The 12,615-nt window shown below is 66.0% G+C and carries 10 protein-coding genes; 4 read left to right on the top strand and 6 right to left on the bottom strand.

The genetic code is table 11. From position 1 onward, the window contains the following. Positions 1 to 158 precede the first annotated feature (158 nt). Both RM543_RS14370 and kynU read left to right on the top strand, forming a co-directional pair. Positions 159 to 1,217, top strand: coding sequence for an ABC transporter substrate-binding protein (locus RM543_RS14370; protein ID WP_311692820.1), 1,059 nt, complete (start codon positions 159 to 161; stop codon positions 1,215 to 1,217). A gap of 103 nt (positions 1,218 to 1,320) precedes the next feature. Further along, positions 1,321 to 2,496 (top strand): kynureninase, encoded by a 1,176-nt coding sequence (gene kynU, locus RM543_RS14365; protein WP_311692818.1) that lies wholly within the window; start codon positions 1,321 to 1,323, stop codon positions 2,494 to 2,496. Positions 2,497 to 2,500: 4 nt separating this feature from the next. On the opposite strand, the gene RM543_RS14360 is transcribed toward kynU, so the two are convergent. The 6 genes from RM543_RS14360 to RM543_RS14335 all read right to left on the bottom strand — a co-directional run bounded on the left by RM543_RS14360 (position 2,501) and on the right by RM543_RS14335 (position 9,877). Beyond that, positions 2,501 to 3,274, bottom strand: coding sequence for a gamma-glutamyl-gamma-aminobutyrate hydrolase family protein (locus RM543_RS14360; RefSeq protein WP_311692816.1), 774 nt, complete (start codon positions 3,272 to 3,274; stop codon positions 2,501 to 2,503). A 143-nt stretch (positions 3,275 to 3,417) separates the two neighbouring features. Next, positions 3,418 to 4,512, bottom strand: a complete 1,095-nt coding sequence (locus tag RM543_RS14355) for an ABC transporter ATP-binding protein (protein WP_311692814.1) — start codon at positions 4,510 to 4,512, stop codon at positions 3,418 to 3,420. A 24-nt stretch (positions 4,513 to 4,536) separates the two neighbouring features. Further along, complete coding sequence (locus tag RM543_RS14350; RefSeq protein WP_311692812.1) at positions 4,537 to 6,219, bottom strand: alpha-amylase family glycosyl hydrolase; 1,683 nt, start codon at positions 6,217 to 6,219, stop codon at positions 4,537 to 4,539. 16 nt (positions 6,220 to 6,235) lie between these two features. Then, entirely contained in the window at positions 6,236 to 7,387 is a 1,152-nt protein-coding gene (locus tag RM543_RS14345) for a carbohydrate ABC transporter permease (RefSeq protein WP_311692810.1), read from the bottom strand. A 16-nt stretch (positions 7,388 to 7,403) separates the two neighbouring features. Beyond that, complete coding sequence (locus RM543_RS14340) at positions 7,404 to 8,408, bottom strand: carbohydrate ABC transporter permease (RefSeq protein WP_311692808.1); 1,005 nt, start codon at positions 8,406 to 8,408, stop codon at positions 7,404 to 7,406. 113 nt (positions 8,409 to 8,521) lie between these two features. Next, the gene (locus RM543_RS14335) at positions 8,522 to 9,877 is read right to left on the bottom strand and encodes an ABC transporter substrate-binding protein (protein ID WP_311692806.1); all 1,356 of its coding nucleotides are present in this window, start codon (positions 9,875 to 9,877) and stop codon (positions 8,522 to 8,524) included. Between the two features lie 400 nt (positions 9,878 to 10,277). Between RM543_RS14335 and RM543_RS14330 the strand changes: the two genes are divergently transcribed. Further along, a complete protein-coding gene (locus RM543_RS14330) occupies positions 10,278 to 11,588 on the top strand; it encodes a GH1 family beta-glucosidase (protein WP_311692804.1) in 1,311 nt (436 codons plus the stop codon). Next, complete coding sequence (locus RM543_RS14325; protein WP_311692802.1) at positions 11,585 to 12,550, top strand: glucokinase; 966 nt, start codon at positions 11,585 to 11,587, stop codon at positions 12,548 to 12,550. Before RM543_RS14330 ends, RM543_RS14325 begins: the two co-directional genes overlap by 4 nt. The last annotated feature ends 65 nt before the right edge of the window (positions 12,551 to 12,615 follow it).

Genomic DNA, 12,615 nt, shown 5'->3' with positions numbered 1-12,615 from the left:
ACGGGCATGCGGAAAAGTTTCGTCGTGGTTTCGAAAAAGTTGCGCCGCCTTGCCGGAGCGGACCGGGTTGCGCATCGGGAAGGTTAAATGACTTGCGAGCGGCTCGCCGGCTGCTACCGTCCGAAACGATGAAACACATGACCCGGAGGAGACATTCCATGTCCAACCCGACCCGTACGGCCCGCCTGCTGGCCGGCGCCGCTCTTGCCGCCCTCGCCGCCGGCCCGGCCCTCGCGCAGGATTCCGACCTTCTCGTCTTCGATTATTCAGGCTTCGAGGATCCCGGTTTCCATCCCGATTACATCGAGGCCAACGGCGCCAGCCCGACCTTCGCCTTCTTCGGTGACGAGGACGAAGCCTTCCAGAAGCTGCAGAGCGGCTTCCGCGCAGACGTCTCTCACGTCTGCGCCGGATCGGTGACGAAATGGCAGGAGAGCGGCCTTCTCGAGCCGTGGGACACCTCCAAGATCGACGCCTGGGAGGACCTGAACCCTGAGCTGACCGGTCAGGACGTGACCACCGGCGCCGAGGACGTCTACTTCGTCCCGACCGATTTCGGCTCCACCGCGATCATCTATAACGAGGACGACGTGCCCGCCGAGGACGTCGCCTCCCTCGACGTGTTCCTCGACCCCGCCTATGCCGGCCGCATGACGCTGCCCGACAACGTCGACGACGCCTATGCGCTTGCCTACCTCGCCACCGGCGTGACCGATTGGGGCGATGTGGACGATGCGGAGTTCGAGGCCGCGACCGACTGGCTTCGGCAGGTCCACCCGAACCTGCGCACCTACTGGCAGGATCCGGCGGAACTGGCGCAGCTGGTCTCTACCGGTGAAGTGCAGGTCGCCTGGGCCTGGAACGAAACCTACCCGACGCTCACCGAGATTGACTTCCCCGCCGGCTTCCAGCGGACCGCTGAGGAAGGCTCTTCCCTCTGGCTCTGCGGCTACGTGAACCTTGCCAGTGGCGAAGGCGTCGAAGACAAGGCCTACGACTTCATAAACGCGATGCTGGCGCCCACCTCGACCGACGCCCTTCTGACCGAAGGCTACGGTCAGGCGAACCAGGCGGCGATGTCCGAAAAGTCCCAGGAGGAGCTTGCCGCGTCCGGCCTCGAGGAGATCGACGCGCCGGTCCTCGCGCAGCTCCCGATGAGTCAGGAGCTGCGCCAAAAGCAGAACGAGGCCTTCGAGCGGATCAAGGCCGGCTTCTGATCCCTGCCGCATGATGATCCTGCCGCGCTCCGGACGTCCGGGGCGCGGCTCTACATGTCAGGCCGAACTTTTACGAACCCAAGCGAACGGGGGCCCTGCGCTCATGATGAAAGAGCGATTTATCTTGCCGGACGGACTCGTCTATCTCGACGGGAATTCGCTCGGCCCCCTGCCCCGCGGCGCGGCGGCGCGCGTCGGGACGACGATGGAGCTCGAATGGGGGCGACTGGCGATTGCCGGCTGGAATCGGGCCGGCTGGATCGGTCAGCCGATGGCGCTCGGGGACCGGATCGGGCGCCTGATCGGTGCGGAGCCGGGCTCCGTCTCCGTCGGCGACACGCTGTCGGTGAAGGTCTTCCAGCTCGTCGCAGCGGCTCTCGCGATGCGGCCGGAGCGCAAGGTGGTCCTGTCCGACAGCGGGAACTTTCCGTCTGATCTCTACATGGCGGACGGTCTCGCCGAAGCGCTTGGGGACGTCCAGCTCGTCGTCGTCGAACCCGAGGAGATCGCCGGGCGGATCGGGCCCGATGTGGCGGTTCTGATGCTGACCGAGGTGGATTACCGAACGGGTCGCAAGCACGACATGGCCGCCCTGACCCGCGCCGCACACGAGGCCGGCGCGCTGACGGTCTGGGATCTGGCGCATTCGGCCGGGGCGCTTCCGGTCGAGCTTGCCGGCGCCGGCGCCGATTTCGCCTGCGGCTGCACCTACAAGTACCTCAATGGCGGGCCGGGCGCGCCGGGATTTGCCTATGTCGCCCCGCGCCATGCCGACACGGCCCGAACGATCCTGCAAGGGTGGCTCGGCCACGCGGAGCCGTTCGCCTTCGAGCCGGGGTACCGGCCCGCGGCCGGAGCGGAGCGGATGCGCGTCGGAACGCCGCCTATCCTTCAGATGGCGGCGCTGGAAGCTGCGCTCGATATCTGGGACGAGGTCGACGTGAGCGAGTTGCGCGCGCGTTCGATCGTGCTGTCGGAGCGCTTCATCGCGGCCGTTGAGAGCGCATGCCCGGACATCGCCCTCGTCTCTCCGCGCGATCCGGAAGCAAGGGGCAGCCAAGTGTCATTTCGGTTCGAGCATGGCTATGCGGCGATGCAGGCCCTGATCGCGCATGGCGTCGTGGGCGATTTCAGGGCGCCGGACATCATGCGCTTCGGGATCACGCCGCTCTACCTTTCGGAAGAGGATATCGACGTCGCAGCCGGCGTCATCGCCAAGGTGATGACCGAGCGGCTCTGGGACGATCCCGCCTATGCCACCCGGTCAGCCGTGACCTGATCCGTCAGGCGGACAGCCGAACGGGCTGACGGCCGCCGGCGGCCCAGGCCCGGACCGCGTCGCCGAAGGCGGTGAAAAGAGGGCGGGACACGGGATCCTCGGCGGCCCGATACTCGGGGTGCCACTGCACGGACAGGGTGAACCCCGGTGCGCCATCCACGTAGATCGCTTCGGGGGTTCCGTCCGGCGCGTGACCGTCGACGACGATGCGCCCGCCGGCAGACTTGACCCCCTGGCCGTGGAGGGTGTTGGTCATCACCTCCCGCGCACCGAAGAGGCGGTGGAACGGGCCGTTCTCGCCGAACGTCACCTTGTGACGCAGCTCGAACTTCTCCTCGATGGTGCCATCGGGTGGCATACGATGGTTCATCCGCCCCGGAAGATCCCGGATCTCGGGATGAAGCGTGCCGCCGAAGGCCACGTTGACCTCCTGGAAGCCGCGGCAGATGCCGAGATAGGGCTGCCCGCGGCGGGTCAACTCGCGGATGAGCGGAAGGGTGATCGCGTCGCGCGACCGGTCGAAATCCCCATGCGCCTCGGTCGCCGCCTCGCCGTATTCCTCCGGATGCACGTTCGGACGGCCGCCGGTGAAGAGGAAGCCGTCGAAGCTCTCCAGAAGCTCCTCCACCGTCACGAAGCGTGGATCCGCCGCGATGAGAAGAGGCAGGGCGTTCGTCACCTCGGCCACGGCCTCGGTGTTCATCACGCCTCCGGCGTGAACCTCGTAGGCCCCGTCCAGCAGGGCGGGATTGCAGATGATGCCGACGCGTGGACGCATGTGGCTGATCGTCTCCTTGGGGGTTCGAGCCAGAGACTAAGCGCTCCCGATCGTCGCGCAAAGGGGGAGACCGCGCACACCTCCCCGTACGTCCGCGCACGTAGCCCCCTGCCTGCGATGAAGGCGCAAGCGGGCCCGCCCGCTCAGCGATAGAGCAGCGAGCGACCGTTGGCGAAGACGTGGACGGCATCGGGAGCGCCGGTGAGCCGCAGATGCTGGCCGCGATTGTCGGGATGGATGCCCGGCAGCTTGGCGATGACCTGGTCGGCGCCCTCCTCGTGCTCCTTGAAGTAGAGAAGCGTGACCTCCCCTAGGCTTTCCCGGATCTCGACCTCGCCGGCGAAGGCGAAATCCTCGCCCTCGGTGATCTGCATGTCCTCGGGGCGGATGCCGACATTCACCTCGCGGCCGAGATCGTCCTCGGTGGAGGGGTAGTCCGAGAGGATCTCACCGCCGCCGTGCTTCAGCCTGACCCGCGTCTGCGCTCCGGTGCCGGTGATTTCCCCCGGCATCAGGTTCATCGCGGGCGAGCCGATGAAGCGGGCGACGAACTCGTTCTCCGGTTTGCGGTAGAGTTCGAGAGGCGCACCGACCTGGCTGATCCCGCCACCGGCCAGCACGACGATGCGCGAGGCCAGCGTCATCGCCTCCACCTGGTCATGGGTGACGTAGACCATGGTGGAATTCGGCATCGCTTCCTTGAGCTGGGCGATCTCGATCCGGGTGGCGACGCGAAGGGCGGCATCGAGGTTCGAGAGCGGCTCGTCGAAGAGATAGACCTTCGGGTCCCGCACGATGGAACGGCCGATGGCGACGCGCTGGCGCTGGCCGCCCGAAAGCGCCTTCGGCAGCCGGTCGAGATAGGGTTCGAGCTGGAGGATGCGGGCGGCCTTGGCCACCGCGGCCTCGATCTCCTCCTTCGACTTCTTGGCGATCTTGAGGGCGAAGGCCATGTTGTCCCGCACGGTCATGTGCGGATAGAGCGCGTAGGACTGGAAGACCATGGCGATCCCGCGCTGCGCCGGGGGCACGTCGTTCACCACGCGCCCGTCGATTTCCAGCGTGCCGCCGGTGATCTTCTCCAGACCGGCGATCATGCGCAGAAGCGTGGACTTGCCGCAGCCCGAGGGGCCGACGAAGACCACGAGCTCGCCCTGCTCGATCTCGAGGTTGATGTCGCTGAGGACGCGGACCTCTCCGTAGGATTTCTCCACGTCCTTCAATTTCAGGTTCGCCATGTCGTCCCTCCCCTCGCTGACGGATCAGCCGTCCGTTTCTTCTTCCGTGGCAAAGATCGCCTGCCAGGCCGGCAACGTGTAACGGTCGTCCGAGATCTGCTCGGCCTCGAACGGGGCGGCCGGATCGCGAAGCCAGCGCCCTTCAGGCAGGCTGATTTCCCGCGGGCGGCCCGTCAGGTTGAAGGCGCAGAAGACCCTGGCGCCCGCATCTCCCCTGAGGAACGAGACGTACCCCTCGTCGAATTCGGCGAGCTCCAGCTCTCCCTTGACGAGCGCCGGATGTATGCCCCGGAAGCGGATCATCTCGCGATAGAAGGCCAGCGTGGAGGATGGATCTCGCCCCTGCTCGCTCACAGCGCGGTCGAGATGCTCGACGGCGACGGGCAGCCACGGCTTGGCATCAGAGAAGCCGGCGTTGCGGGCTTCGCCGTTCCACGGCATCGGCGTGCGGCAGCCGTCCCGGCCCTTGAACTTCGGCCAGAAGCGTTTGCCGTAGGGGTCCTGAAGATCCTCGTACGCGACATAGGCCTCGCCCAGCCCCAGCTCCTCGCCCTGGTAGAGACAGACCGAGCCCTTGATCGACATCAGAAGCGCCGCGTAGAGCCGCCGGGCCGGCTCGCCCAGGCCCCAGCGACTGGGATGGCGGACGACGTCGTGATTGGAATAGGCCCAGCAGGCCCAGCCGTCCTTCACGAAGCGGGCGAATTTCTGCAGCACGTGGGCGACCTCGCGGCCCCCGGGATAGGTGCTCGAGAGGAAATCGAAATCGTAGCACATGTGCAGCAGATCGTTGCCGGCGGTGTACTCCGCCTGAACGATGGTGCCGCGCTGGCTCTCGCCGACCTCACCGACGGAGGCCGCGGCCGGATACTCGTCCATCACCGCGCGCAGACGGCGCAGGAAGGCGAGGTTCTCGGGCTGGGTCTTGTCGTAGAGATGGTCCTGGAAGTTGTAGGGGTTCACCGACGGCGCGGTATTGTCGTTCCGCTCTTCTTCGGGCAGCGGCGGATTGTCCCTCAGCTGCGCGTCATGGAAGTAGAAATTGACGGTGTCGAGCCGGAAGCCGTCCACGCCCCGGTCGAGCCAGAAGCGGGCAACGTCGAGCATCTCGTCCTGCACCGCGGGGTTGTGGAAATTGAGGTCCGGCTGCTCGGCGAGGAAGTTGTGCAGGTAATACTGCATCCGCTCGCTGTCCCACTGCCAGGCGGGACCGCCGAAGATCGACAGCCAGTTGTTGGGGACGGTGCCGTCCGGTTTCGGGTCCGCCCAGACATACCAGTCCGCCTTCGCATTCGTGCGGTTGGAGCGGCTTTCCTTGAACCACGGGTGCTCCGAGGAGGAATGCGACATCACGAGATCGATCAGCACGCGCAGGCCGAGTTCGTGAGCCCGCGCGATCAGCGCATCGAAATCGCCGAGCGTTCCGAAGAGCGGATCGACATCCCGGTAATCGCTCACGTCGTAGCCGAAATCGAGCATCGGGGAGCGGAAGAAGGGAGAGATCCAGATCGCGTCGACGCCGAGGTCCGACACGTGGGTCAGCCGGTGGATGATGCCGGAGAGGTCCCCCACGCCATCATTGTTGCTGTCCTGGAAGGAGCGCGGATAGATCTGGTAGATGACCGCCCCGCGCCACCAGTCCCTGTCCGCCTTCGGCGGCTCGGAGGGATGGCCGGCGTCGGCGGCGGCGCTGGCTGAAAAGCTCATTCGGAAGCCTCGTCTGTCACTTAACGGACCCTGCAAGCAGGCCCCGGACGAGATACCGCTGCATCGCGAAAAACACCACCAGCGGAACCGAGATCGAGACGAAAGCCGCCGTCGCGAGGATTTCCCAGTTGCCGCCCCGCGTGCCGAGGAGTTCCACGATCTGGCGGGTCATCACCGTGGTCTGTCCCGAGGCGTCGATGAGGAAGACGAGCGCGACGAGAAGGTCGTTCCACGTCCAGAGGAACTGGAAGATGGCGAAGGAGGCGAGCGCCGGGAAGGACAACGGCAGCACGATGCGGGTGAAGATCTGGAAATCCGTCGCCCCGTCGACCTTCGCATTCTCGATGATGTCCCTTGGCAGACCGACCATGTAGTTGCGCAACAAGTAGACGGCGAGCGGCATCCCGAAGGCGGTATGCGCAAGCCACACCCCCATGTATCCCTTGCCGATTCCGATCGAGAGGTGCAGCCGCAGAAGCGGGATCAGGGCAAGCTGCAGCGGCACGACAAGAAGCGCGACGACCGCGGCCACGAGGAGCGCGCGCCCCGGGAAATCCATCCACGCAAGCGCGTAGGCGGCGAAGGCGGCGATCAGGATCGGGATTATCGTCGCCGGGATGGTGACGGTGAGCGTGTTGAAGAAGGCCTTTGCCATGCCTTCCCGGCTGTCGTCCGAGAAGAGGATCCGCTCGTAGTTGTCGAGCGTGAATTCGGGCGGCACCGTCGCCGAGACGAACACCCTCTCGCCCCGCCCTTCGAACGCCTCGGCAGACGAGAGGCGGTAGGTTCCGTCCGCCGCCAGCGTCATGGTCTCGCCGCCCCGCATCTCGGCGGTGTCGCCGGGCGCGTAGGCGGACACGTCCCGCGCGGATGTGCCCCAGGCGGAGATATCCAGCTCACCCGCCTCGTTCTGTTCGAGAAGGTTGCCCTCGATGACGTAGAGATCGCCCTCCTGCGTCATCTCGTCCGGACCGGCGGTCCGAAGCTGGAGGCTCTCCTCCTGCGGGAAGGGGGCGGCCCACCAGCCGGACCCCGCGATCTGGTCCGCCGTGCGGAAGGACGACACCAGGAGGCCCAGCGTCGGCAGGAGCCACAGGAGCACCAGAAGCGCCACCGATATGTGCACCGCCCATGTCAGGCTCGATTTGTGTCCGGCGATATTGTCCATGACGTCCGCTCCCCCTTCAGCGCATTTCCTTGCGCGCGTTGTAGACGTTCCAGACCAGGATCGGCGTGACGAGCAGCATGATCACCATGGCCCCGGCCGATCCCACGCCCCAGTCATTCGCGCGGAAGAGCTTGTCGTACATGTAGTTGGCCAGGACCTGCGTCTCGAACTGGCCGTTCGTCATCGCGTAGACGATGTCGAAGATCTTGAGTACGATCACCGTGATCGTCGTCCAGACGACGAGGATCGTGCCCATGATCTGCGGCACCTTGATCTGGAAGAAGACCCGCAAGGGGCCTGCCCCGTCGACGATCGCAGCCTCGACGGTCTCCTCCGGGATGCCCCTGAGCGCGGCGGAAAGGATCACCATGGCAAAGCCCGTCTGGATCCAGACGAGGACGGCCATGAGAAAGAAGTTGTTCCAGAACGGAATGGTCAGCCAAGTCTGCGGCGCGTCGCCGCCGAGGCCGAGGTATATCGCGTTGAGGATACCGATCTGGTCCTGCCCGAGCGGGCGGGCGTCGTAGACCAGCTTCCAGATCACCGCAGCGCCGACGAAGGAGATCGCCATCGGCATGAAGATCAGCGACTTGGCGATGGCGCCCCATCCGATCCGGTCGGTGAGCTGGGCGGCGAGAAGCCCGAAGGCCGTGGAGGCCGCCGGCACGACGACCAGCCAGAGCATGTTGTTCAGGAGCGCCTCGCGGAACTTCGGCTCGTTCCACATCTGGACGTAGTTGTCGAAGCCGACGAACTCGTATCCCGATCCGACCCGCTGTGTCAGCGACAGGCGCATGGTCTCCACCACCGGGTAGGCGAGGTAGACGCCGAGGACGAGCAGCGCGGGGAACAGGAAGAGCCACGGACGGACCATGTTCGCCCGGTTGATGTTCTGCCCGGCCTTCTCGCCCTTCGCAGGGAAGATCACCCGGTCGAGGATCTGGTTCGACGACCAGAAATAACCGACGCAGACCGCAACGGCCAGAACGACGATGATGACACCTTGCAGGGCTGGATTCATCTGGTCCTCACGAGATCAGGCGGCGGTGACGATGGGCCCGGACGGATCATGCCGTCCGGACCGGTCGCGAGGTGAATGCGGCGGCCGGAGCGCTCCCCGGCCGGGCCGCGTCGTTACTGAAGGTTTTCCCAGCTGTCCTGGATGTCGGAGGCAACCTCCGCCGCGGAGGCCGTGCCGGAGGAGTAATCCACCATCCCCGTCCAGAAGCTGCCAGCGCCGACGCCGCCGGGCATCAGGTCCGATCCGTCGAAGCGGAACGTGGTCGCGTTTGTCAGGATCTCGCCCTGCCCGCGCAGCGCATCGGAGGAATAGAGCTCCGGGTTGGCCTCGGTGTAGGGGGTGAGGAAGCCATCCTGCGCCATCATGATCTCGTGGGCGATGGGCGTCTGCAGGAACTGCATGAAGGCGTCCGTGCCCTCGTTCGCTTCGGTGATGGCGAAGAGCGTGCCGGCGCCGAGCACCGGGCGCCCGAGATCGCGTTCCTCGTAGGCCGGGAAGTAGAAGAAGTTCGCATCCTGGCCAACGACCGTTCCCTCGGGGAAGTAGGCCGGAATGAAGGATGCCTGCCGGTGCATCATGCACTGTGCCGGCACGTCGAACAGGCCCTTGGGGCTGTCCCGGAAGTCGGTGGCGGCGGTGGCGGTCGCGTCACCGGCGACATAGTCGTCGTTACCGGTGAAGAAGCCATATTCCTCGATCGCCTCGACCACCTGCGGATCATCGAACGGGATCTCGTTGGTGGTCCACTGGTCGTAGACCTCGGGCGCGTGGAGGCGCAGCATCAGGTCCTCGACCCAGTCCGTCGCCGGCCAGCCGGTCGCGCCGCCGGAGCCGAGGCCGACGCAGAACGGCGTCTCGCCGTCCTCGACCATCTGGTCCATCAGCGCCTTGAGCTCTTCCATCGTCTCGGGGACCTCGTACCCGAAATCCTCGAAGTTCTCGGGCACGTACCAGACGAGGCTCTTGACGTTCACGTTGAAGAAGAAGCCGTAAAGGTCCTCATTGCCATCGGCATCGGCGTATGTCCCGAGATCCACCCAGGACTGGCCCGCCGCGTAATTGTCGAGCACCCACTCCTCGGTGCCCTCCGGCAGCGGCGACAGGAAGCCGCGCTCTGCCATGCTCTCGGCAAGACCCGGTTGCGGGAATACGGTGATGTTGGGGGCGGAGCCGGCTTCGGCGTCGATGACGATCTGCTGCTCCAGCGAGTCGGAGCCCGAGTAGGTCGCGTTCGCGCCGGTGGCTTCGTTGAAGTAGGCGACGAGGTTCTCGAACGCCTCGGCCTCTCCGGCGAGCCAGGGGCCAAAGACGGTGATCGCGGTTCCGTCCGCGTCGTGGCTGTCGGCGAATGCCTGATAGCTGTCCCAGTTGAAATCGCCTTCGCCGATCGGGAAAACCAGATCCTGTGCGTTGGCGGCTCCGGCGGCGAGGGCGATGGTGGCCACGCCGGCCATAAGATGGAATTTCATGAATGTCCTCCCAGACTTGACCCCTACCCTTGCGGGAACGGCGTCGTTCTTCCAATCGGCCCCGTATTGCGGCATCGCGCGCAAACACGAATTCCGCCGGGGCCTTGCCACGCACATCGTATGCCCACGCAATTCCCTGTCAACGCGACATCGCGAGAAATAACTTTATGTCGCCGCGTCGCTCCTCGAATTCGGCCGCGGGAGCCGGTCTCGAAGCGCGGTATGTCGGCGCGGCACTGTCCGCAGGCCCCGCAGCAGGCCACGAGGCTGCGGCGAAGCCGGGGCCCGGGCGAGACCCGCGTTCATCTTCTCTGGCGGCGCCGGTCCGGAGCAGGCTTCGCCTTTCCAATGCGTCGGTGTCGCCTATTGTGAGCGCTGACATGAGATCAGGAGAAATGCCATGTTCGACCGGTCGCAATTCCCGGACGGGTTCCTGTGGGGCGCCGCGACGTCCGCGTATCAGATCGAGGGCGGCGCGCAGGGCGGCGCGGGCCGGAACCACTGGGACGATTTCGCGGCGACCCCCGGCAATGTCGAAGGCGCCGAGAACGGCGATGTCGCCTGCGATCATATCGGCCGGATGGACGAGGACCTGGACCTGCTGAAGGATCTCGGTCTCGACATCTACCGGTTCTCGACCTCCTGGGCCCGGGTCCTTCCCGAGGGCACCGGCACGCCGAACCGGGAGGGCCTCGATTTCTACGATCGTCTCGTCGACGGTCTTCTGGAGCGCGGCCTGAAGCCCGCCTGGACGCTCTACCACTGGGAATTGCCCAGCGTGCTGGCGGACAGGGGCGGCTGGCGCAATCGCGACATCGGCGACTGGTTCGCGGAATATGCAGACCTGATGGCCTCCCGCATCGGGGACCGCGTGTGGTCCGCCGCCCCGATCAACGAGCCCTGGTGCGTCGCCTGGCTCAGCCATTTCGAGGGCGTCCACGCTCCCGGCCTCAGGGACATCCGAGCGGCCGCCCGCGCCATGCACCACGTCCTCTACGCGCATGGACGCGCCGTCGAGGTCCTGCGGGGCGCGAACGTCTCCAACGTCGGCGCGGTCTGCAACTTCGAGTATTCCAACCCCGCCAGCGACAGCGAGGCAGACCGCCGCGCCGCCCGCACCTATGACGCGATCTACAATCGCTTCTTCACCGGCGGCCTGTTCCACGGCGCCTATCCCGAGGAGGTTCTCGAAGGGCTGGAGCCCCACCTGCCCCATGGCTGGCAGGACGACATGCCGCTCATCGGCCAGCCGCTCGACTGGCTCGGCGTGAACTACTACACGCGCAAGAACATCGCGGCGGCGCCCGGCCCCTGGCCCGCCCTCGCGCCCGTGGACGGGAGCCTGCCGAAGACGCAGGTCGGCTGGGAGATCTATCCCGAGGGCCTGCGCCACTTCCTGAACCAGGTGGCCCGGGACGCGCCCGGCCTGCCGATCTACGTCACCGAGAACGGGCTCGCAGCCGAAGCACCGCATCAGGACGACCAGCGCATCTCCTACCTGACCGATCACATCGAGCAGGCCCGCAAGGCGATGGCGGAGGACGGCGTTCCGCTCGCCGGCTACATCACCTGGTCGCTTCTCGACAATTACGAATGGTCGCTCGGCTACGGTCCCCGCTTCGGTCTCGTCCATGTCGACTACGACACGCTGGAACGCCGCCCGAAGGCATCCTATCACGCGCTCAGATCAGCGCTGAAGAGGTCCGCATGAGCCGCCAGTCCCTTGTTGCCGATATCGGCGGAACGAATACCCGCGTCGCGCTCGCCCGCGACGGTGTGCTGGTGGACGCCTCCACCCGCGCGTTCCGCAATTCCGAGTTCGGCGCCCTCGAGCCGGTCCTGCGCCAGTTCATCGAGGAGGCGGGCTGCGGCGCGCCGGATGCTGCCTGTATCGCCATGGCAGGACCTGTCTTCGAAGGCCGCGGGAAGATGACCAATCTCGACTGGGTTCTGGACGTGGACGTGCTCGCCCGCGCGACCGGGGCCAGGACCGTCGCGCTTCTGAACGACCTTCAGGCCCAGGGCCACGCTCTGGGCCATCTGAGCGCCGATCGGTTGCACCCCATCATCGGTGCGCACGAGACATCCGGCGAGGCGGCGCAGCTCGTCGTCGGGGTCGGCACCGGTTTCAATGCAGCTCCCGTCTGGAACACCGATACCGGCCGCTACGTCCCCCCGTCCGAATGCGGCCACGCCTCCTTGCCTGCCAGGCGAGACGATGACCGCCGCCTCGCGGCCTTTGTCGAACACAACCACGGCTTTGCCTCCATCGAGGACGTCCTTTCGGGCCGCGGTCTCGAGCGCATCCACGCCTGGCTCTGCAGCGAGCGTCAAACGGGGGACGGCGCATCCGCGGCAAAGGTCATGCAGGCCGCCGAGACGGGCGGCGATCCTTGCGCGCAGGACGCCGTCGCGACCTTCGTCAGGCTTCTCGGCAACGTCACCGGAGACCTTGCCCTGACGCATCTGCCGTTCGGCGGCATCTACCTCATCGGCGGCGTCGCCCGCGCCATGGTCCCCCACATGCATACCAACGGATTCGTCGAAGCGTTCCGGGACAAGGGGCGGTTCTCGACCTTCATGGAGCGCTTCGGCGTGACGGTCGTCGAGGACGACTATGCCGCCCTCATCGGCTCGATCGTTCACCTTGAACACCGGATGGCGCACACCTGACCCACAAAGCCTCCTGCCGGTAAGCGGATGTTAACGGGCCGGGCGCTAAACCCCCTCGCGTGACA

This window comes from Tropicimonas omnivorans (assembly GCF_031846565.1).
GTDB classification, from domain to species: Bacteria; Pseudomonadota; Alphaproteobacteria; order Rhodobacterales; family Rhodobacteraceae; genus Tropicimonas_B; species Tropicimonas_B omnivorans.
This window is presented reverse-complemented; position numbering and strand designations above follow the sequence as displayed.

Excerpts from the sequence above, each read along its gene's own strand:
- RM543_RS14370 (WP_311692820.1), top strand. The coding sequence starts at position 159 with ATGTCCAACCCGACCCGTACGGCCCGCCTGCTGGCCGGCGCCGCTCTT.
- kynU (WP_311692818.1), top strand. The coding sequence starts at position 1,321 with ATGATGAAAGAGCGATTTATCTTGCCGGACGGACTCGTCTATCTCGAC.
- RM543_RS14360 (WP_311692816.1), bottom strand. The coding sequence starts at position 3,274 with ATGCGTCCACGCGTCGGCATCATCTGCAATCCCGCCCTGCTGGACGGG.
- RM543_RS14355 (WP_311692814.1), bottom strand. The coding sequence starts at position 4,512 with ATGGCGAACCTGAAATTGAAGGACGTGGAGAAATCCTACGGAGAGGTC.
- RM543_RS14350 (WP_311692812.1), bottom strand. The coding sequence starts at position 6,219 with ATGAGCTTTTCAGCCAGCGCCGCCGCCGACGCCGGCCATCCCTCCGAG.
- RM543_RS14345 (WP_311692810.1), bottom strand. The coding sequence starts at position 7,387 with ATGGACAATATCGCCGGACACAAATCGAGCCTGACATGGGCGGTGCAC.
- RM543_RS14340 (WP_311692808.1), bottom strand. The coding sequence starts at position 8,408 with ATGAATCCAGCCCTGCAAGGTGTCATCATCGTCGTTCTGGCCGTTGCG.
- RM543_RS14335 (WP_311692806.1), bottom strand. The coding sequence starts at position 9,877 with ATGAAATTCCATCTTATGGCCGGCGTGGCCACCATCGCCCTCGCCGCC.
- RM543_RS14330 (WP_311692804.1), top strand. The coding sequence starts at position 10,278 with ATGTTCGACCGGTCGCAATTCCCGGACGGGTTCCTGTGGGGCGCCGCG.
- RM543_RS14325 (WP_311692802.1), top strand. The coding sequence starts at position 11,585 with ATGAGCCGCCAGTCCCTTGTTGCCGATATCGGCGGAACGAATACCCGC.